Annotated in this window: 18 protein-coding genes and 1 pseudogene; 6 read left to right on the top strand and 13 right to left on the bottom strand. The window is 43.0% G+C overall.

Annotated elements, in window-relative coordinates; genetic code table 11:
• The first annotated feature begins 385 nt into the window (after positions 1-385).
• The 3 genes from LKE40_08260 (at position 386) to LKE40_08270 (ending at position 3,464) form a co-directional block, all read left to right on the top strand.
• Positions 386-1,663 carry an extracellular solute-binding protein gene (locus LKE40_08260; protein ID MCH3917442.1) on the top strand — a complete coding sequence of 426 codons (1,278 nt, stop codon included), beginning with the start codon at positions 386-388 and terminating at the stop codon, positions 1,661-1,663.
• Positions 1,664-1,750: 87 nt separating this feature from the next.
• Complete coding sequence (locus LKE40_08265; protein ID MCH3917443.1) at positions 1,751-2,629, top strand: sugar ABC transporter permease; 879 nt, start codon at positions 1,751-1,753, stop codon at positions 2,627-2,629.
• Position 2,630: 1 nt separating this feature from the next.
• A complete protein-coding gene (locus LKE40_08270; GenBank protein MCH3917444.1) occupies positions 2,631-3,464 on the top strand; it encodes a carbohydrate ABC transporter permease in 834 nt (277 codons plus the stop codon).
• Positions 3,465-3,507: 43 nt separating this feature from the next.
• Here the strand turns inward: LKE40_08270 and LKE40_08275 are convergent, their stop codons facing one another.
• Positions 3,508-5,220, bottom strand: a complete 1,713-nt coding sequence (locus LKE40_08275) for an ABC transporter ATP-binding protein/permease (GenBank protein MCH3917445.1) — start codon at positions 5,218-5,220, stop codon at positions 3,508-3,510.
• 158 nt (positions 5,221-5,378) lie between these two features.
• Between LKE40_08275 and LKE40_08280 the strand changes: the two genes are divergently transcribed.
• Positions 5,379-6,230 (top strand): pyridoxamine kinase, encoded by an 852-nt coding sequence (locus LKE40_08280; GenBank protein ID MCH3917446.1) that lies wholly within the window; start codon positions 5,379-5,381, stop codon positions 6,228-6,230.
• A 32-nt stretch (positions 6,231-6,262) separates the two neighbouring features.
• Here LKE40_08280 and LKE40_08285 read toward each other — a convergent pair whose 3' ends face one another.
• The 7 genes from LKE40_08285 to LKE40_08315 form a co-directional block, all read right to left on the bottom strand.
• A complete protein-coding gene (locus LKE40_08285; GenBank protein ID MCH3917447.1) occupies positions 6,263-6,790 on the bottom strand; it encodes a GGDEF domain-containing protein in 528 nt (175 codons plus the stop codon).
• A gap of 743 nt (positions 6,791-7,533) precedes the next feature.
• Positions 7,534-9,165 (bottom strand): formate--tetrahydrofolate ligase, encoded by a 1,632-nt coding sequence (locus tag LKE40_08290; protein MCH3917448.1) that lies wholly within the window; start codon positions 9,163-9,165, stop codon positions 7,534-7,536.
• Positions 9,166-9,403: 238 nt separating this feature from the next.
• The gene (locus LKE40_08295) at positions 9,404-10,567 is read right to left on the bottom strand and encodes a GGDEF domain-containing protein (protein MCH3917449.1); all 1,164 of its coding nucleotides are present in this window, start codon (positions 10,565-10,567) and stop codon (positions 9,404-9,406) included.
• 414 nt (positions 10,568-10,981) lie between these two features.
• Positions 10,982-11,989, bottom strand: a complete 1,008-nt coding sequence (locus tag LKE40_08300; protein MCH3917450.1) for a GGDEF domain-containing protein — start codon at positions 11,987-11,989, stop codon at positions 10,982-10,984.
• Between the two features lie 159 nt (positions 11,990-12,148).
• Positions 12,149-13,258, bottom strand: a complete 1,110-nt coding sequence (locus LKE40_08305) for a GGDEF domain-containing protein (GenBank protein ID MCH3917451.1) — start codon at positions 13,256-13,258, stop codon at positions 12,149-12,151.
• 120 nt (positions 13,259-13,378) lie between these two features.
• On the bottom strand, positions 13,379-13,537 hold the full coding sequence (locus LKE40_08310; protein MCH3917452.1) for a hypothetical protein: 159 nt from the start codon (positions 13,535-13,537) through the stop codon (positions 13,379-13,381).
• A 130-nt stretch (positions 13,538-13,667) separates the two neighbouring features.
• Positions 13,668-14,177 (bottom strand): phosphoribosylanthranilate isomerase, encoded by a 510-nt coding sequence (locus tag LKE40_08315; protein ID MCH3917453.1) that lies wholly within the window; start codon positions 14,175-14,177, stop codon positions 13,668-13,670.
• A gap of 797 nt (positions 14,178-14,974) precedes the next feature.
• On the opposite strand from LKE40_08315, the pseudogene LKE40_08320 reads away from it, so the two are divergent.
• A pseudogene (locus LKE40_08320) lies at positions 14,975-15,666 on the top strand (DUF4143 domain-containing protein).
• Between the two features lie 308 nt (positions 15,667-15,974).
• Here LKE40_08320 and rlmD read toward each other — a convergent pair.
• Entirely contained in the window at positions 15,975-17,135 is a 1,161-nt protein-coding gene (gene rlmD / locus LKE40_08325) for a 23S rRNA (uracil(1939)-C(5))-methyltransferase RlmD (protein MCH3917454.1), read from the bottom strand.
• Positions 17,136-17,208: 73 nt separating this feature from the next.
• Here rlmD and LKE40_08330 point away from each other — a divergent pair, with 73 nt between their 5' ends.
• The gene (locus tag LKE40_08330; protein ID MCH3917455.1) at positions 17,209-17,964 is read left to right on the top strand and encodes a fumarylacetoacetate hydrolase family protein; all 756 of its coding nucleotides are present in this window, start codon (positions 17,209-17,211) and stop codon (positions 17,962-17,964) included.
• Between the two features lie 101 nt (positions 17,965-18,065).
• On the opposite strand, the gene LKE40_08335 is transcribed toward LKE40_08330, so the two are convergent.
• The 4 genes from LKE40_08335 to LKE40_08350 all read right to left on the bottom strand — a co-directional run bounded on the left by LKE40_08335 (position 18,066) and on the right by LKE40_08350 (position 22,213).
• Positions 18,066-18,275, bottom strand: a complete 210-nt coding sequence (locus LKE40_08335) for a hypothetical protein (protein ID MCH3917456.1) — start codon at positions 18,273-18,275, stop codon at positions 18,066-18,068.
• Positions 18,262-18,930, bottom strand: a complete 669-nt coding sequence (locus LKE40_08340) for a DJ-1/PfpI family protein (protein MCH3917457.1) — start codon at positions 18,928-18,930, stop codon at positions 18,262-18,264. The genes LKE40_08335 and LKE40_08340 overlap by 14 nt, the downstream gene beginning before the upstream one ends.
• 78 nt (positions 18,931-19,008) lie before the next feature.
• Positions 19,009-20,283, bottom strand: coding sequence for a transposase (locus tag LKE40_08345; GenBank protein MCH3917458.1), 1,275 nt, complete (start codon positions 20,281-20,283; stop codon positions 19,009-19,011).
• A gap of 571 nt (positions 20,284-20,854) precedes the next feature.
• The gene (locus LKE40_08350; protein MCH3917459.1) at positions 20,855-22,213 is read right to left on the bottom strand and encodes a hypothetical protein; all 1,359 of its coding nucleotides are present in this window, start codon (positions 22,211-22,213) and stop codon (positions 20,855-20,857) included.
• Positions 22,214-22,447 lie beyond the last annotated feature (234 nt).

The following is a 22,447-nucleotide window of genomic DNA, read 5'->3' on the forward strand; positions in this document are numbered from 1 at the left end:
GCTACGTTTTCTCCAGGCTTATGTTTTCGATTTATTTGCTGTCACCGACATTGGGTCTACATTTGAAACAAATTGAACTTGCCTAAGGAAGAGGAATTGCACGATATTTTTCGAAAACAAAAAGTTTCTGCAAATATTGCAACTTCAATGCAACTTTATATAAAAATTATCAACATTGTATAAAGTTTAGCAAAATATCGTCTTATACGTTGCAAAATCTAAAAATTGAAATAATTATCGCAATAATACAAATTAATATATACTTTTTTCATACTTTCTTCACATTTATCTGATTTTTCATTGGTAATATTTGCAAAAATAAAAAATTATTTTGCAATATAATGAAATATGAGTTAAAATATTGCAAAACACAAGGAGGACCAAAATGAAAAAGGTATTCAGTTTGGTTATGATCGGAATTCTTGCTGCTTCTGCCGTGTTTGCCCAAGGTAGCGGTGAAGGGCAGTCAGGAGCAAAAAAAGTAAAATTGACTATTGCGGGAAGGGACGGTGCCTATGGAGATGCCATGCAGATTGCAGTCAATGACTATATGGCACAACATCCGAATGTTGATATCGAACTGTTGAAACTTTCAGGCAGCAGCCTCTTCGAGAAGACAGTCATTGATATCAAGACCCAGACAGGAACATACGACATCATATTGATTGATGATACCAACGTCACACAATTCCAGAAATCAGGCTGGTTGGTCGATTTGGACAACTTGTATAAAGAAGAAGGAAAGACTGTGGATTCTGACCTGATTCCATCCACAGTAAAACTGGGACGTTATCCATATGCGGACAATGGTACACTCTTTGCCATGCCGATCGTAGGAAATGTTGAACTGTTCGCCTACAGAAAGGACCTGATGGCAAAATATGGTTATGAGAACCCAACGACCTATTCACAGATTCTGGAAGCCGTGAAAAAAATTGATGCAGGAGAAAAGGGTGTGGACGGAGTTGTCTTCAGAGGAGTCAAAGGCAATCCGATCGTAACAGGTTTCCTCCCAATATTCTGGGCTTTCGGCGGGCATGTACTTGATGCAGATGGAAACGTCACATTTGACTCACCGCAAGCACGTGCAGCAATGAACTATTTCCTTGAATTGGCAAAATATGCACCGGAAGGTGTATCCATGTACCAGTCTACACAAGTCAAGGATGCTATCTATGCCGGCACAGCTGCAGTAGCTACTGAAGTATGGCCCGGTTGGATCGGAGAACTTGAGAATCCTGAAAAGTCCAAGGTTGTCGGAAAGGTAGCAGTCGTAAAAAGCCCAGGAGAAAAAGTCAATGCATCATCCATGCTTGGCGTTTGGCTTGCCGCAATCCCTACGACTTCCCAACATCAGAAAGCAGCTTTCGATTTCCTGCAGTTCCTGACAAGCAAGGACATGCAGTCAAAGATGTCTCTTGAAACAGGTGTACCGCCTACAAGGGTTTCTGTATTCAAGGAAGAAGCACAACAGGCCAAGTATCCTTGGTACACTGCTCAGTTGGATGCACTTGAAAATGGTGTTGCAAGACCAAGATCGGTAAAATGGAAGGAAATTGAAGACCAATTGGGTACAGTCCTTCAGGAAGCAATCCTCGGCAACTATGATGCGAAGCAAGCTGTTGCTGAAGCCACAAAGGACATAAAGTCAGTATTGGAATAGACTGAAAATTTACTTTTCAGGACAGGATACATATAGGTATCCTGTCCTATATTGTCAATATTGACGTAACAAAAGGACCATATACCGATGAAACAACTCAATTCACGAAGGGACAGTTCTGCATTTTTCTATTGGCTCATGCTCCCTACCGTACTCGTCATTGCGATACTTACCATCTATCCATTGATCAGAGTATTTACTTTGTCTTTCTACAAATATAACTTCATAAGTGATACACCGACTTACATCGGTACAAAGAACTATGCAACCATTACCCATGACGCACTTTTCTGGCAATCATTGAAAAACACACTTGTATTTTCCATGCTTGCAACATTTTTTGAAGTATTTTTCGGAACCGTACTGGCAATTGTCTTCCAGCGGAAATTCAAACATAAGCAATTGTTCATGACATTGATCATATTTCCCATGATGCTTTCTACAATGGTCATCTGTGCCATCTGGCGCGTCATGTACCACTACGATATCGGTCTTTTCAACTATCTGCTTACCGCTCTTAGCATGCAAAAAGTCGGCTGGCTGATTTCTCCTGACCAAGCACTTTACTCAATTGTCTATGTAGATATCTGGCAATGGACACCTTTCTGTTTTTTATTGGCGCAGGCAGCCATGTCTTCGATTGACGAATATCTCTATGAAGCAGCTGCAATAGATGGGGCAACCTTTTCCCAAAGTTTAAGGAAAATAACCCTTCCGCTCATAAGGCCACAGATATATCTGCTGATTACATTGAGAATCATCGATACATTCAAGCTCTACGGCAAGGTGTATGCATTGACTATGGGAGGCCCAGGCAATGCAACTGAGACACTGTCTTTCTACATTTATAGGGAAGGTTTTTCCTATTTCAACCTTGGACGCTCTTCCACTGCGTCTATACTGACGCTCGTCATCGTCAGCCTTATCGCAAGCCTGTCAGTCAGACAGTCATTGAAGGACATCTAAGATGCAGAACCATTATTCCAAGACATCAACAATCCTATTCAGGGTACTTGTATGCATATTGCTTGTCATAACGCTGTTCCCGATCTATTGGATCATCAACACCTCGTTCAAGGGATCTTTGGAAGTGGTATCACCTATACCGACATTTTTCCCTCATAAACCGACATTGGAAAATTTTACAAATGTGCTTACTTCGGGATTCTGGGGAAATCTGCTCAATTCACTGATCGTTACCGTCTGTGCAACGCTGCTTTCACTTGTCCTTGCCTACTGCAGTTCCTATGCACTGGTCAGGCATAATTTTCCCCTGAAATTCAATCTTGTATTCCTCATCTGGATACTCATCGTCAAGGTACTCCCACCTGTCGTACTTGCGATACCGCTCTATATGATGCTCAACTTCTTCAAGCTGATCAATCATCTCAGCGCATTGATCATAGTATACCAAGTCTACACCTTGCCATACTGCATCTGGATGATCTTTGGATTCCTCAAGGCAGTACCCAAGGAATATGAGGAAGCTGCCCTGATCGACGGAGCAAGCAGAAGCTACATACTCTTCAGGATCGTCATGCCTTTGGTCCGGGCCGGCTTGATCGCAACTTCCATATTTGCCGCAATCACAGCCTGGGATGAATTCCTGTTTGCCTTGCTGTTCATCAGGACACCGGCAAAGCTGACACTGCCATTGGTCATAGTCAACTATATCGGAGAGTATGAAACACTCTGGGGCGAACTCATGGCGATCGGCTTGTTCACGGCAATTCCTATGCTTCTGTTTACGAACTTCGTGTATAAATACTACACCCAGGGATTTTCGATGAACCTGAAGTAAAGATTTCCGGCAGGTTGCCTTGCCTCAACCTGCCGATGATTTCTTACAACTTCTGAGCCCTGTACAACCGTGCATAGACACCGTCTTGCGCAAGAAGCTGCTCATGATTACCACTTTCTACGATCTGTCCGTTTTCCAAGGCAAGTATCCTGTCAGCATCCCTGACCGTAGAAAGCCTATGCGCAATGACAAGGGAAGTCCTGCCTTTTGAAAGCTTCTTGAAGGCATCGGTGATCAATTGCTCGCTCTGAGAATCAAGGGAACTGGTTGCCTCATCAAATACCAGAATCGGAGGATTCTTGAGAAAGACCCTGGCTATGGATAATCTCTGCTTCTGCCCACCTGAAAGACGCGTACCCTTTTCACCTACCTGAGTATCGAGACCGGCAGGAAGCGAATGTACGAACTCATCAAGGTTGGCAGCTTTCAAAGCTTCCCAGAGTTCTTCTTCAGAGGCATCCAGCCTTCCATACAACAGGTTCTCCCTTATTGAGGCATCAAAAAGAAAAATGTCCTGGCGTACAAAGCCAATGGAATTTCTCAGAGTTACCTGTGTTACATCGGCAATATTCTGTCCATCAATGCTGATGGAACCTTCCTGAGGTTCGTAAAAACGTGGCAACAGTGAAGCAAGAGTCGTCTTACCTGCACCAGATTCACCCACCAAGGCAATGCTTTCACCTCCCTTGATGGAAAAGGTAAGATCCTTTAATACGACTTCACCATCTTCATAGGAAAAGGATACATGATCATAACAGATATTACCTTGTGTAACGACCAGGGGTCTTGCCTCTGGGCTGTCGCTGATCGTAGGCTTGACATCCATGACTTCCTCAAACCTTTCAAAAGCAACAATGCCTTGCTGCAGTTGCTCTGTAAAGTTGATAAGCCGGTCAATCGGTGGCAGAATGACCGCAATATACAGGATGAAGGTCAACAAATCGTAGGACTCCAGCAATCCCTTATACATAAGGATAGCACCACCGGCAATAGGGAAAAGATAGCAGAGATTACGAAGCAAGCCCATTACTGCATGATAACTGGCCATTGCACAATACTGCTGGCTCTTGCTTTTCTTAAGCGTACCATTGACTGTATCAAACTGTCCCTGCTGAAACTGTTCCCGGGAAAAGGATTTTACTTCACGGATACCTTGGATTCCGTTCTCAACGGCACTGTTTACTTCTGCAACAGTCCTGCGGACTTCCATGAAACGACCTTTCAAGCGCAATCCCCATCGGACTCCATAAATTACCAGGAAGGGAAAAGGGATCATGGTAACCAATGTCAGCCGCCAATTGTAGGAAAACATTACGGCAAAAGCCCCGATAAGAGTTACTGCACTCATGATCAGATCCTCAGGACAATGATGAGCAGTTTCCGTTATGTCAAAAAGGTCGTTGGTCATCCTACTCATCAAGTGCCCGGTCTTTGACTTATCAAAAAACTCAAAGGGCAACTGCTGGAGATGGGCAAACAGATCATGTCGCATATCAGTTTCCATGCCTACACCAAGGATATGCCCCCATCTGACACGGATATACTCACTGACATATTGCACCAGATAGACTGCAAGCAAAGCAAGCAATGTCCAGACCAACGGCATCCAAAGTTTCTGAGGGATATAGACCTTCAGGAGCGTCCTCGTCAATACGGGGAAAAGAACAGATAATCCGGCATAGATGAGGGCTGCTACCGTATCAAGTATGAACAAACCCTTATAGGGTTTGTAATATGATAGAAATCTTTTCAACATAATCTGAAACTAGCGTTTTTCCAAGGAGTTTTCAAGAAAGGAAACTATAAAAAAACAAGTTGTACAAATAAAATAAACAAATCGTATACAATTAGCATCGATTGCATTTATAGTCGATATGGTCTATTATCCTTCCAAAAAGAAAAGAGCAATAGACAATGAAAAGAATAGTTACCATACAGGATATTTCAGGAATAGGCAAGTGTTCCCTTACTGTGGCACTCCCGATTATTTCAGCAATGGGCATCGAAACTTCAGTGTTACCGACAGCGGTACTTTCTACACATACGGCCTTTGAAGGTTTTACCTTCAGAGACCTGACGGAGGACATAGAACCGATACTTTCCCATTGGAAAAAGTTAGATCTTCATTTTGATGCCATCTATACAGGCTATCTCGGTTCTCAGAAACAAATCGAACTCATGTCAACTATGTTTGATGCCTACAGGCAAAGTGGTTCACTCATATTTGTCGACCCCTGCATGGCAGACAACGGCAAGCTCTATCCCGGCTTTACAAAGGAGTTTACCATTGAAATGGCTAAGCTTTGCGGCAAAGCCGATATCATCGTTCCCAATATGACCGAAGCCTGTTATTTGCTGGATATTCCTTATCAAGAAAATGAATATGATGAAGCCTATGTAAAGAAACTGCTAAAGGGACTGGCAGCAAAAGGCACAAGAAAAGTTGCAATCAAGGGAATCACCTGCAAAGAAAACAAAATCGGCATCATGGCATATGATGCCCAGACAGACAGCTTTTCCAGTTATTACCATCAGAGACTTCCGCAGAATTTCCACGGGACAGGAGACATCTTTGCCAGCGTCTGTGTCGGTGCCATGATGAAAGGTATGGTATTCTCCCAAGCTCTGCAATTGGCCGCAGATTTTGTCGTAGAATCCATCAAGAAAACTCTTGCAGACAAAGAAGCAAATTGGTATGGCGTAAATTTCGAAGAAGCTTTCCCTTATCTGCTGAAAAGACTTGAGGAAGACAACATAATTCCCTAAAAAACAAGACACCAAAAACTTTTCATACAGCATCAAACGGAAATGTTCTTAGACTTTCTCTCCTGTTTGTTCATATACATGGCGCTATCAGCCGTTGCCCTGAAAGCATCGATGCTTTCTCCCTTGCTATAAACTGCACATCCCATGCTTGGCAAGAGACAGTACCGTGCATGGGCACTCTGGTTGTAAGCCGAGGAAAATGACCTGATCCTTGCCATCAGTTGCTCAATTTCCTTATATTCCGTCCGTTCGCCCAAGACAACGAATTCATCTCCACCTATCCGAGCAATGAAATCATCATTGCCGGAACAGGCTTGTCGAAGCAATCTTGCCATATGCATCAAAGCTTCATCCCCTACTATGTGGCCTTGGATATCATTGATGCTCTTGAAGCCATCAAGATCCAGCATGATCTGGAACAGGAGGTGCTTGCCATTATACTCACGGATCCTCCGTTGCAGATGTTGGTCAAATCTCCGGCGGTTATAGAGACCTGTCAGATGGTCTGTTGAGATTTCACCATTCTGTATATTGATGTAGACACTTGTACATGCCAGCATCGTACAGACCCAGATAAGTGAAAAACCAAAGAAAAGGCTCTGTATGAATGCTGCTGCTATAACCAGAAGAGAAAACAAAGCCAGATGCAAATCAACATCCTTTGTCTCTTTCCTTGAAGCCCTGAAATAATCCCTGAAAGCCAATGTACAGGATAGGACAAGGTAAAAGAAAGCTATCAAGGTCATGATGAAAAACAGTGGCCCACGCTTATAATGGTTTGTAGCGTCAATTACAAAGAACCATTTGGTAACAGGGGAAATAAGACTTATTACAGTAGAGATTTCCATAGGTATGGCGTAGAATTTGGCACGCTTCTTCAAATCCGCTTTATTTTCATAAATCTTGAAATCAGTATACACAAGCAACAGAAAGCATATGAAAGGATTACTGATGTAATAGAGAGTAGTCACAATATAATTGGTGACCAGCAACCAGGTCCCTGACTTTCCATCAACTACCCACATAATTGTATCCAATATAAAAATCAACAAAGTCAGAATCAATATCCTACTGAACATCCAAAGGTCAAAAGGAACATCTTTTCTTTTATTCAATTTGATATTGTTCAATAGGAACAGCAGAATTATGGATCCAACCATATTGATTTCTACGTATAAATAAGTCACTGACATAGGAACTTTCCTCCCCAAACGATTATGACATCAAGCTCTTCATATATTGCTTCTTGCCCATCTGACCTACTTTTCCCATAGCAACCATACACAGCCACAAAAGCAATACTTCAACCATCCAAACCTACCAAAGGTTCCTCTTCCATCTGTACGGCTGCGGGAACAGCATTGAGACCTGGCATGGTCAATACTTTTCCTGTCATCGGAATAAGGAAACCAGCTCCTGCTGAAAGCAATACTTCACGTACCGTAATGGCAAAGCCTTTCGGAGCTCCCAATATCTTGGGATTATCAGTCAATGAACTGGGTGTCTTGGCCATACAGATATATAGATCATCCAGCCCCATTTCGTGATACTTTGCCAGCTGTCTTTCTGCCTGCTCAGTATAAATGACTTTTCCTGCTCCATAAATTTCCTTGGCTATTGTCTCAATTTTCTTCTTGACCGGCCAATCCAACTCATAAAGAGGCCTATACTGACTGTCATTTCCTGCAAGCATCGAGACTACCTTCTTTGCCAGATCGATCGCGCCAGCCCCTCCTTTTGCAAAACCATCAAGGAAAGCAACTTCATAGCCCTGCGCAGTACACCAGCCAGAAAGCGCATCGACTTCTGCCTGGGTATCAAATTCAAAATGATTGATTGCTATGACAACGGGCACACCAAACTTACGGACAGCCTCGACATGCGCCTTCAGATTACAGGTTCCCTCAAGCAAAGCTGCAACATTTTCTTTGTCAAGTTCCTCGTAAGGCACACCTCCATGCATCTTCAAAGCCTTTACAGTTGCAACGACCACAGCACCGACAGGCTGGGTCCCTGCAACACGGCAACAGATATCCATGAATTTCTCAGCCCCCAAGTCGGCACCGAATCCAGCTTCTGTTATGGTAATCGGTGCAAGTTGCATTGCAAGGTGAAGTGCACTGATCGAACTACACCCATGTGCAATATTTGCAAAAGGGCCTCCGTGGACAAAGACAGGATTATGCTCAAGCGTTTGCACAAGATTCGGCAGCAATGCATCTTTCATCAGTTTCATCACAGCATGGGAAACCCTGAGGTCTGCAAGGGTCACAGGTTGCCCATCATAGGTATAGGCAACGATGATCTTTCTAATCCGTCTGTAAAAGTCTTGGGCGTCCAAGGACAGGCAAAGGATTGCCATCAACTCAGAAGCAACGGTGATGACGAAATGGCCCTTATGTTCTATACCGTTTCCTTTGCCTTGCCCTACAGTAATGTTTCTCAATTCCCTGTCATTCATATCCATTGCCCGTGACCATACGATATGATCAGGATCAATGTGCAAGGGGTTGCCCTGATAGATTGAATTGTCCAATACTGCAGCAATAAGATTGATCGAGGATGTAAGCGCATGCATGTCACCGGTAAAATGAAGATTGATATCTTCTTCTGGTCCGATTGAGGCTTTGCCTCCTCCTGTTGCCCCACCTTTCAGGCCGAAAACAGGCCCCATCGAAGGTTCCCGAAGACAAAGCATAGCCTTTTCCCCTATCATGGAAAGACCATCGGCAAGAGCAATTGAAGCAGTCGTCTTGCCTTCTCCTGCCTTGGTTGGCGTAATGGAAGTCACCAACACAAGCTTGCCTGGTTGCTTCTTTCCTATAGCGGAGTAAATCTTATTGTCAACCTTTGCTTTATAATTGCCGTAATGAATCAAATATGATTGGTCAATTCCAACCGAACGAGCAACTTCCTCAATCCCAACAAGTCCCATGCAGTTTCTCCTTCCTTGTGCCCCTGGCATACTACACCGGAAAGATAAGCAAGCAACTCATGGCGTATGTATTCCGATGTGCTGAAACCTGAGCAGCAGCACCTTCTTTATAGCATGGTTCCTAAGAAATGCAACAGTCAATCAAGATATATTTATTGCCAATAATGATAAAAAACAGAAAAAAATAGAATAATAGCTAACTTATAAATAATGACAAGCAATCATTTTTCCAGTCAGTTTAATAATTTCGTATCGTATTTTTTTCGAGTTTCTTTCTTTGTTTTTCATAGTACATACTTTCGTCTGCTGCCATATAAAATGAGTCCAAGGTGTCACGCTCTTCAAGAACTGCATAACCCATGCTCGCTTCCAAGGTATAAGGGGTCAATCTCTGGGCATTGAATGTTTCCATCAGAGTATGGATTTTTTTCATCAGTTGCTCAATTTCTTTTTTTTCTGACCGTTCCCCTACTATAATGAATTCGTCACCACCCATTCTAGCCAAGAAATCCTCTGACTTTCCACAGGCTTGCTGCAACAACCTCGCAACCCGTACAAGGGCCTCATCGCCCGCAGTATGACCGAATTTGTCATTGATGATCTTGAACCCGTCAAGGTCAAACATCAATAGAAACAGAAGGGACTTACGCTTGCCCTTGGTCCGACGTTGCAGATGCTGTTCAAGCCTACGCCGATTATACAGACCGGTCAGATGGTCCGTTGAAAGTTCATCATTCTGGATATTGATATAGAGACCGGTGCAGGCAAGCATGGAACAGACCCAAATGATAGAAATTCCAAAGAACAGGCTCTGTATCCCGGCTGCTATTATGATTACCAAAGAAAAGAATGCAAGATGCAAGTCAATCCTTTTGTTTTCACTTCTTCTGTTCCGTTGATAATCCCTAAAAGCCATGATACAGCAGGTAGAAAGATAAAAGAAAGAAGATAGGACCATGACAATGAAAAAATTTCCATGGGAATATCGGTTCCTTGCATCTATGGAAAAGAACCAACCTGTAAAGGGACTGGCCAAGGTCATGACAGAACATACACAGACAGGAATGATGTAGAAGCGGCATCGCCTGAGCAAATCCGTCCGGCTTTCATGAATCTTGAAATCTGCATAGAGAAGCAAGAAGAATGAAATCAAAGGGTTATATAGATAATATACAGTAGTTACAATATAGTTGATGCTTTTCCACAGTTGCCCAGGCCGGCCGTCAGCAACCCACATACCGCTGTCAAACAGGAAAATCAACAGGTTCATGATCAGAATGGACCTAAACAGCTTCTGATCCATTGACATGACCCTTCCCAGAGTTCCTTTATCAATGTTATGCAGGAGAAGTAACAGCACCGATGCCCCGACAGCGTTGATTTCCACATATAAGAATGACATCAAAACAAAAGACCTCCAATAAACAGTGCAAAGACTCCGACATATAAGATCAGCACCAACCATTGCATCGGACAAACCGAAGAATTCATTTCACTCTTATCACATCAGGTGAAAAACAATCCATTTTCTTCTCCAAAACAAAGAGAAAATACCATACAGAAGGGAAAAACCTTATAACCGGCATTGAACATATTCGGAACTACCGTCCTAAGGTACTTGATGCAGACTCGGGTAAAAACAAGATATCAGAAGTATTACTGCACATACTGCTTTCACCGCAACTTGAGTAATTTTTCCTCTTAAAATACTTTATGTCAAGTATTTATTTCCATTTGCAACAAACTGGTTCATTCTGCTACAAAAACAACATCCATCCCTTGAGAATACAACAAAATCACGACAAACAAAAAAACTTTATTCTTGCATGAGCACTTTCTTCTGTTTTGCCTTATGGCAATACATATGGTCATCAGCTTCACTGAATACCATATAAGGGCTTTTTTCTTCTTGTTCAGAAGGTAGAAAAGATGAAAAACCATGTGCAATGCTTATGGGTACCTTGCGATTCCTGCTACAAATTTCTATTTTTGAGTCCAGGTCCACCAACAGATTTTTAGCATCCATATCCGACAAATATCGGCTGATGACACAGAACTCATCTCCACCGATACGATATGCATCACCATATTCCCTGAAGCATAGATTGATGGATGCAGCTGCAACGGCAATCATTTCATCGCCGGCCTTATGTCCAAAAGTATCATTGGTCAATTTCAAATTATTGAGATCAAAGACAAACAAAGTTGCACTTTTGTTTTCCCTTGGAATACGAAGCATTCTCTTTTCGAAAGCTTCACGGTTCTTGATGCCTGTCTGCATGTCGTAGTCAAACTGCAGATCAAGGAAAAACATATAGTAAAGCAATAAAGCAATGGACAACCCACCGTTGAGGGTAAGTATTTCAGGATTCAAGATTTGCAAGAAACTTGTAATCAAGGTAAAGCAAATAATCAGGAAAAGGAATACCTTCGTATGTCTTTCATAGGTATTGAGCCTTTTTCCTTCTATAGTCACGACCCAAAGGAAATAATATAGGCAAATTGCCGTTGTCACAAAGAAAAGCGGTCCACGGGAATATGCATTCATTGCATCGACACTGAATAACAGGCCAGTCCAGAAACTGGCAATACTCAGAATAGTGTTCACAACCAGAGGAAGGATAAAACCAGCAGATTTCCATTTTACGGTACATTGGTTTCCTGCAAACGGTATGAGAAAATATGGCACAATAGGATTAAGCCCAAAACCGATGACATTCAGCAGCTTGTGAGGAAATATATACGTTGCCTGGCTGTATTGCGCAAGAGTCTGGCAAATGATTTCTGTCAGCAATATACCGATCATGGCAATGACAGAAAACATAAAATACCTGTTCCTATAGTTTTCCCGGACATGACGATCAGAAAGACTAATGGCAAACAATAAAGGTACAATGGAAAAAATATCCAGAATAATCTTTGAAACCATATCTATTCGCTCAAAACTCCCTCAAAATATTCATAGACAATAGGCAAGCCTGACTTAGTACTTTGCTTTATCCTGATTGTTTTTCCTCTGTACTTTATCATAATACATTGCATTATCCGCAAGGGTAAAGGCTTTGTAAGGTGTAATATCAGCTACGCGTACGGCAAAACCATGTGCGATGCTTATTTTCTCATCCGAACAGCCTTCGTTGATCTTATCTATGCAGGCATCAAAGTCCCTGAGAATTTTCCAGGCTTTCACGGTATCAAAGGAATTGCATATTGCACAAAATTCGTCTCCGCCAATCCTATATGACTGTCCGATGGAAGAAAATATCTTTTTCATGCAGTCGGCTGCTATCCGAATCTTTTCATCGCCCGTAACATGTCCACAACTGTCATTGATCATTTTCAGGTTATTCAAATCAAAGACAAATATTGTTACAGGTTTATTTGTCTGTGACAATTCCTGCATATATGCTTCAAATGCCTTGCGATTCCCCAATCCGGTTTGAATATCATAACTGAACTGCCGTTCCAAAAGAAATATATAGAAAAGAAGCAAAGCCAAGGCACTGCTTCCCCAAATGACCAAGATACGGGGAAAACCCATCTGAATGGCTATAGCAAGCAATGGCAACAGATAAATAGCACTCAATAACCTGTTGTCCTTCTGAACTCTTTCTTCACGATGTCGCAAGAAGACAATACCGATAAGAAAGTAATAATATAGGCAGAGACAGATCGGTATCCACTGATATGGCCCTCTGGAATAGAAGCCTTCATTCGTAACATGAAAAATCCAGCCTGTTTTTATACTGATAAAACTGAGTACAATATTTGCTTCAAAAAGCAATGTAAGCAACCGAACTGCACGTTTTCTGAATAGTCCATCATTTATAAACAGCAGGATAGCGTATAGTATGATAGGAGCAATCGAAAACCCTAAGGCATTTATAACCGTAATAGCAACAGCATGCCTCGGAAGCGAAGCAGTTCCCAAGATATGTACGGTGATTTCCATTACCAGCTGGACACAAGTAAGCGCAGATGCAACAAGATAGTGAAATGTCTGCATTTCATAGATTGACCTATAGCGGACAAGGCTGATAGTAAAAAGCAAAGGTATAATTGAAAAGATATCAACGAAAAGAAAAGAATTCATACATGTTTTCCCTATCACTGCTGTCTTCCCCTACAGCAGATAATGCCCCGTCTGTCGGATGTGAATGTCATGGATTTTGATCCTATCATCCATAAATAAACCATGGCAATTATCCAACAGTCATAAAGAGTTTTCAAGGGAACGTTTTATCAAGAAGGAAAAATATCTGAAGAAAATCCCATCAAATTGGCCTATTGCCACATATTTTATTGTTCTTTCCAATAAGATTGCCTTCCAGTTTCCACAATCCTCCATATTTACCACCAGAACTTCCGGCATATCCACTTTAGTTCAATGTTTTATCACTTCAATTCTACGAAACATTGCCAATTTATTTTGTTTTCAATTTGATGCCATAAAGGGGCTGTCCCTACCTATAACAAGCAAGAACATCAGAATTCTTCTTGTTTCAAACCCTTCTTAAGCCTTTCAGCCTTTGCCTGAGATATAAAATCTTTTCTTTGTCCCTATTCACTTTGTCAGCACTTCTGTAACTATCATGTGCCGAAGCACTATAGATAGACAAATACTGTTCTAGTGTCGGGAGATAAAAAGAGGCTCCTTTTGTTTTCATAAATGGAATATCGCTGGAAGAAATTCCCGCAAAATCGAGCAAGGAGTTGCTTACCCCGAACTCTATAGTATATGAACCATTCGTAATTTCATGTTCGTGTACATCAACTACATGATATCCTGCAATTGTTACCATATTAAGGATATCATTCCACCGATTAATCCGAATATCGTCCGGTGCATCCCATCCTCTCGGGTCTCCCGGTACATGTATGTCGATATCTTTTGCATGCCAATCCAAACCTGAAATATATTCAAGGCCCAAAGACCCCATAAGTACAGGACAGATTCCAATCATGTTCAATAACTGTGCAATTCTTAAAAATTCATCAAACATACCCGCCATATCATATCCTTATATACTTGAATACGGACCGTAAAGATCAGACAGAATCCTGTAGAGAATATTGTTCCTTGTACAATCCCGTCGGATACGACCACAGTAAAAAGACTGTTCAAGTATCTCTTTCCAAAGACAAACAAGTCTAGCTTAGCGGAGCATAGTTCTGATCAATTTTGTGATTACTTCATCTTTACCGCCAGATAAATCGAATTTGAATAAACAAAAAAACATATCTGACCCATGACAAGAAAGCACGAGCACTCTTATACCTTCTGTGCAAAACAATAAGATAACCACAAGCATAAACTTATTTTAGCATTACGTTGCCACAAACTCCATAGGCGGTCTTGCCTCTATCGGTATTTTGTAAATCATTGTCCTCAGATAAGACTCACGCAAGAAAATGAATCCCTTTACATCTTTGCTTAGTATTATGAAATCGTTCTCTGATAAGCGTATGTTAATTTCATTTGGCTTTTGTTCCATTTGGACTCCTTTGTGTTTATCAGGAATTTGGTCAACCTCAACAAGTTGATTTTTGTTCTCAAAAGGTAATACTTGCTAAATTAATGCTATGCATTATTTCAATACCCTTGCTTTTGTCAGGAATATATTTCCTTTGCTATTACAGGTGTAGGTAAGCAAATCTCGGAGAAAATTTCTCTTCGCTATGCATTTATAAAAAACCCTGCAAGAAATCGGCTCATGCTGAAAATTTCGTATGCTAAAGAAAATATTCACTGTAATAACTGTAATATTAGTACGTTTTTACATCGTATTTTTTTGATATCTGGTGCCATAAGGATTTCAACGAAGTACGTGAGATCCAGAAACGTATTTTGGCAGCATATGAACAGGACTTTTCCAAGCACGCACCCTATGAAACCGTACCAAAGATCCGCATGATCTGGAACAGCATTCCATCACAGCTTGCCAAGGGGAAAAAAAATTCATCTACGGGCTTGTCCGCGAGGGCAGTCGGGCAAAGGAATATGAAACGGCAATCATGTGGCTTACCGACTGCGGGCTTGTCCATAAGGTCAGCCGTGTCAACGCCGGCGGAATCCCGCTGAAAGCCTATGAGGACGTTCGGGCATTCAAGCTGTTCATCGTGGACGTGGGACTGCTGGGTTGCATGGTAAGCTTACGCCAACGTACACTGCTTGACGGCAATGATCTGTTTGCAAAGTTCAAAGGCGCACTGACTGAGCAGTATGTCTGCCAACAACTTAAAACGATTGAGTACTTGAGCGTCTATTATTTTACCAACGACCGGGGCTCCTGCGAGGTAGATTTCGTCATCGACACCGGAGAGAAAATCATCCCTGTAGAGGTTAAGGCAGAGGTCAATCTCAGAGCGAAGAGCTTGAAAACCTACCGTGAAAAATACAACCCGAAAATCTCCGTCCGCACTTCTATGACAGATTATAAAAAGGAAGACTGGCTTGTGAATCTGCCGCTGTATGCAGTTGAAGAGATTGGAAAAGTATGAAGTAAGCAATCATGATAAAAGCATCTGAAAACGGTAGTATCACATAGACTTATCTCAATGTAACTGAAGTTTCGCAGTTAGCGAAATAGTCTTTTTCAAGCTCTCTTCGGGAATATCAAAAGGTTTTTAAAAAAGTTAACTATCAGTATGGTTCTATGGATTCCGACAAGATAAAGGATTCGGCAATATCATCGAAGACACCCCTGACAATGAGAATAAGAAAAATGTAGCTATACGATACCGCCATAGTAGCAGCACTGGCAGCCTTGATAATGTCAGTGCCTTATTCTGTAAACGGAATACCTAATCTATGCATCAGCCCGCTGTAGCAACACTATAGTCTCCACGTGAGTCGTATAAGGGAACATATCTATCGGTTGGATTCCTACTACCCTGTAGTCACTGAAACGATCCAGATACCGAAGGTCACGGTCAAGAGTCTCAGCATTGCAGGAAATATAGATTATCTTCCGAGGTCCCAGTTTGATGGCAGCTGCAAGGAAACGTTCGTCACTGCCGGGCCTCGGAGGATCAAGGAAAAGCACATCCACCTTGACATGCTCCTTCGCCATCTGCTTGCAATACTCACTTGCATCGCCCTCAATGAAACTGGCGTTTTCAATGTGGTTCAACCGGGCATTTTCAATGGCATCAGAAACTGCACTGTGGTTGATCTCTATACCGATCAACTGTGAGATGCCCCTGCTAGCAGCAACCAGACCGATGGTACCAGTCCCACAGTAAGCATCAAGGACAACATCGGTTTCTTTCAGTTGGGCCATTTTCATGGCAATTTCATATAGCTGTTCTGCCTGAAACGTATTGACTTGGTAGAATGATTTTGCAGATAACCTGAATTTCAAGCCACAAAGCTCGTCTTCAATGTATCCCTTTCCATACAGGATTTCATCCTTTCCTTCGCCCAGCACCATGGAAGTCTTTTCTCCATTCAAATCCAAAAGAATCGTCTCCACCTGGGGATTGTACTGCCTCAGCAAGGCTGCAAATTGCTTTTTCTGGGCAAAAATCGGATTACCGATGACAATCACGACCAGCAACTGTCCTGTCGCAAAAGCCTTCCTGACCAAGACATGCCTGATCAGACCGGTACCTAAGTCTTCATCATAAGGAAGGATACCGAACTTCTTCATCAGCTTACGCACCGAATGGAAAATCTCATCAGCCTCTTCAGCCTCAAGCATACAGGAACGGACAGGTACTACCCAGTGAGTGCCCCGTCGGTAGATACCGCTGACAATCTTTCCATTCTGCAAGGCAAATACAGCCTGAGCTTTATTACGATAATGTACAGGTTTTTCCATAGCAAGGATAGGAGCGACAGGCCCCCAGTATCCCAAGACATCCTCGCAATAGTCCATCTTATCATCCAATTGTTCCTGATAACTCAGATCCTGCAACTGACAGCCGCCGCAGCGGTCTGCAAGCGGACAAGGCATATACTTACTCATATCCCACAGACTATCCCCAAACTGAAGCGTTGGTCAATTGAATTCAACATCATACGATGATAGACTCTATAGTATGAAATATGTACGATATGGAAAAAACAACACGATAAGCTACGGTTTGCTTGAGCAAAATGGCAAAATCAGGAAGATAGATGGCAATCCGTTCGACAGTTACACCGAAACAGCTACTGTCTATGACATAAATGAAATCAACTTGCTTACACCATGTATCTTTTCAAAGGCATTGTGCATAGGGTTGAACTACAGGGACCATGCGGTTGAATTCGGACTACCGATCCCGACAAGTCCTGTTGTATTCATGAAACCATCTACATCCATGTTGCCATACGGCGGCACTGTAGTGAAACCGGAAATCTGCCAAAGACTTGACTATGAAGCCGAACTTGCCATAGTCATCGGCAAGAAAGCCCATAATGTTTCGGAAGACGCAGCAAAACAATATATCCTCGGGTATACCTGTGCAAACGACATAACTGCCAGGGATCTCCAGCCGAAACAAGGACAATGGACCATTGCAAAAGGTTTTGATACCTTCTGTCCTTTCGGTCCGTTCATCAGTGATGAAGTTGACCCTGCACACTTGGATATTTCAAGTACCTTGGATGGCAAAGTAATGCAAAGCAGCAACACTTCAAACCTTATTTTTCCAGTACCCTTCCTTGTCAGCTACCTCAGCAGCATCATGACCTTGCTCCCAGGCGACATCATACTCACGGGAACACCCGGAGGTATCAGCGGCATGCAGAAAGGAGCAAGGATAGAAATCAAAATTGAAGGTTTGGGAACCTTAGTCAATACCATAGGTTAGAAACAAGACAAAAACTTTGTCTTTCCCTATCACTACACAGGGGAAAGACAACCAGTTTTTCCAAAGCCTCTCCTGTGCTTCCTAAGAACTTCAAATCGAAGCTATTCCTTGCATTTTGAAAATGTTACCCATTTTTCTTTCAGGGAAATTTTTCCGACTTGGTACCCATAGTCCAACAATTCCTTCTTGAAGTTCAAGAAAGAATGGTCAATAGGAAATCCCAAGATTTGTTCTATTTCTCCAAAGGATAACCTGAACGTACCTTCATCCCTTGCCTGTATGCTTTTCCACAGAGGATCATATTTGCTCATCGTTTTTCTCCATCGATTCCTGATGATAGGAGCTATCCTTGAAGCTTTCCATCAGGATTCCAAAACATTTGGCATCTCCGGTTGCAAAATAGCTATACCAGGCTTCAATTGTTACCTTTGTATACATATCCAGGCTTTCAAGGATGTAACGGGCCCAAAGCAATCCTCCTGCAGATGAAGCCGTAATCAGATTTCCATCCCTTACGGCAGACACATCCTTGTAGAAAGCCTGCCCTGTATAATTCGTTGACAGCTGTGACAGGAAACAAACTGCATTGCTTGTGTGCTGACGGGAATTCAATATACCCATATTTGCCAGTCCCAATGTTGCACCACAGATTGCCGCAACCACAGTACCGTTTGAAAGCAAATCCGACACCAATGACAGGATCTTTTGCTGTGCAGCTTCCATCCAGACATCTGCACCCGGCAGCAACAATGCCGCCACTTCGTCCTTTTTGATTTCATCAATGGTACAATCAGGAATAATTGTTACGCCACCGGCTGTGACAATGGCATTCTTAGATAATCCGACAGTACAGAATCGGTATACAGGTTTGACCAACATCTTCTGAAGCGTAAAACCTTGGAGAAAATACCCCGTTTCCCAATCTGCCATCGTATCCACTACATACATATAGACGGTTTTCTTCATTACAGTATGGCTTCCTTTCTTTCTTCATGGGCAAGTATTTTATGAAACTATATAGTACAACTTTCCCAATGAGTGAGACTATACGGGCTTCACTTTAGGAGGACGACCGCGTTTCTTCTTCGGTTGAAGCTTCTCTGTGGGATGAATGTCGAGTCTCTTCAGGACTTCCTCCTGTGACGGATTGATCTTGATCAGACGCCACCCGATACCAGGATCATTGAACATCTTCGCCCTTGCCAGGATCCTCATGATCTTCTTATACGGCAAATCTTCGAGTAACTTGGCCTCGTCAAAGGCAGCTATCATCCTGAAGGTGAGCACGGAAGCGAGGAAGTCGCAGAACTCGCTTCCTATCACGCTGTAGTCGTCATGCACACGGGTCTCATCGAATTCGAGTGCTGACTTGTAGAATCTCATGACAATCTCGATCTCCCATCTCTTGGAATAGGCTTTGTAGATCGTCTGGGGATCTGTGTCCAGATCGCACTCAAGGACCACCGTCCCGAATGTCGCTCTTGCCTTCTCAAGATCAGTGAGGCGGTAATTCTTCTTTTTCCGGCTTCGGCTCAGCCAGTCACGTTCTTCCTTTGAAGCCCTGTAGGCATCCCGGAAGGAATAGAGCCATCGGTCCCCACCTTTCTCCTTCCTGCAGGTTATGCCTTCATACCCTTGAAGAAGCTCTGTAAACTCAAGCATATGGAGTTGCGATGCAATCTTCGCATTCCTCTTCAGAGGATTCAGGTAATGGAGGTCGGGATGCTGCTTGAAATGCTGCCTTGCTACGGACTGGGGGAATCCTTTGTCTGCAACTACGATTCCCTTTGTCAGTTGGTGCTCGGAGATGAATTCATCGTAGGCGGTGACATCAAGCATGTTGCCCGGAAAACACTTGGAGCATACCGGTTCCATCGCTTCAAGATCGAAAGCGAACAGGACAGAGATGTCCCTGGTTCCTTTCGTCCTGGCTTTCCTGGAAAAATCCGAGAGAGAATTTACCTTCGATTCATCCGATTTCAATGTCCCGTCAATCAGTACATGGTGATCCATCTCGACTTTCGAAGCCCTGGCCCTCATGAACAGGGTGATCTTTGAACAGGTACGTCCAAGATTGTTCAGGAAGGTGGAGACCGTGTTCTTCGAGAGGGCTACATCAGGATACAGCTCGGACAGGAAACTCTCCTCATACGCATCTTTCAGCTCATAATCCTTTATACCGCTGAAGCAGACCCTGAGCACAGCGATGGACCAGATCCTGAGCGCATCCTCCCTGCCATAGGATTCTCCTAGCTCAATGAGCATGTCAGCAAAGAGTTTCTGCGCAAGGATGATGTTTGCCCAGTCCTTGAGGTCCACGGCCGCCCCAGACACGGGCGGCGGGGCATCTTCCCCGAGGGGTATGTACTTGCCGTCCACTATATGGCCGATGGTCGGACCGTTGACCGGAAGTCTTCGGCTTCCGACACTTCTGCATCCGACCCTGGCCCTTACCGCGTAACGGTCGCGGTCCTTGCCGTACACGATGACGATTGAATTCTTGGGTCGCTCGACCGCTAGTACTTCCTTTGGGATCGGCATGGCAGTCCCTCCTTGTGTATAGTCTTAATTATACAATAATTAGACTATATATGCAAGAAGAAACCGTATGCTGACATGAGAAATTTCCAACATTCCGCAAGCAAAGCCGCGAGAGAAACGACAAATCGACTGTAACCCTCTCCATAAATTACAGGAAAGAGGGGTTCTGTATGAGAAATGGATGATTTCAAGTGTTATTGTATAGTCCTATTGATTGGGAAAGTTGTAATATAGCAAAGCAATTTTTCTGTATATCTTCATTCCGAAGCCATACCCTGATCTATGGCAAAACCATAACGAAATGGCCCTCCTTTAAAAAAGAAGGGCCAGAAGAAGAAAGTACTGTAATCTATTTTAAAACGGCTATGCCGTTGATATACAACATATATCCATTCAGATCAATCTGTGAAACATTTCCATCATAGGTTGTTATGTAGCTGTCACCTGTCAGCTTCCATGTACTCGTGTCATCAAGCTTGACAATGACGCTACCTTTCCCTTTTGCTACAGTTTCGTTTATGGAACCGCTGAAGGTACTGTCCTTGGACAATTCCATCTGGAGGAAAGATCCACCGTTGACGGCAACCTTTCCTGACAAAGTCTCACTCTTGGCTACGAACACAAGATGTCCATCACTTGTCTCGTTTGCGTCTTGTTTCTGGAGATTGTCATTGCCAGTTACGGTCAGCAACATCCCGCCGACTGAGGTAAGACCGACATGGTCAAGCATGATGGTCGCATCACTACCGGATACATAGAAGAGATCTCCCGTTCCTGTGGCTATAGAACCACCGGTTACGGATAAAGATGCTTCACCTGTATTCGTCATATCCAGCGAACCTCGGCAAATCCTGACACCATGGGCATTGTTCCCATCCGCATCTTTCATTACCCCGGAAAGTGTACAATCGTCAAGGATGACATTGTTACAACCCTCTATGACTGCACCTTCGCAACTATTTGCTACGAAAATTGTATCAGATGCAGAAATATCACCGGCAGCATAGATGGCAGGACTTGCTTTGCCGGAAGTGACAAAGTTACCACCCTCGACTACGATCTTTCCACCAGCCCTGCCGGTCATGACGGCAGGTGAACGGTTTCCCGATGTCGTGACATCAAGATCAGTAGCATGTATCGTACCACCATCGATGGTTTTGATGCCACTTGAATTGTTTCCGGCAGTTGTAACCATGGAATCATTGATTGTAATATCGGTACCCATGCCGGAAGAAACGATTGCATCTCCTTGTTCTGCATTTGAGACAACGGCTGCATCACTGATACTTGTCTGAGCTCCACCGATAGCCAGCAAGGCTGCATCCTGTCCAGATGAATTATTTTCTTTCTCAGTATCAGTGGAGCTATTTGCAGCAGTTTTTTTAACTGTGATATCAGAAAGGTGTACGGTAGCGCCATCAATTCTCAAGGCATTTCCGTTCCCATTCATCGATACATAGGTAGTTCCATCTATGGCGGTGTCTTTTTTTATCGTCGTAGCAGCTACCCCGACTGTAATGTCTGGACTACCAGACAACATATCAGGAGATGGCATATGGTTACCACCGGGATCATCTCCCGGCTTATGCTGCCCATTTACGGCACCAGGCCTGGTCAGATTTTTCTCCTCCCAGCTTCTATTGGTTGCACAACCAACAAAAGCCAGGCTAGACATAAACAAAACCAAAATCATATATCTCTTATTCATCTTCAACTCTTGGACCCCGATATCCTATCTCAGTCATAAGGAAAGTATACAGAAGAATTATGTACAAATCGTAGACGTCATTTGTGAATCATATGAAGAATGTAAAACTGTAGATAAGTGTACCTGCATTACAAAGTAATCCCAGCAGGTACTTTTCGGGCCGTTGCCGATATTCAGACTGTTGTCCTGAAGTTCTTCTTATATAAAAACAGAGATACCATCTTTCGGTACCTC

This window comes from Spirochaetia bacterium (assembly GCA_022482625.1).
Classification (GTDB): Bacteria; Spirochaetota; Spirochaetia; order Sphaerochaetales; family Sphaerochaetaceae; genus Pleomorphochaeta.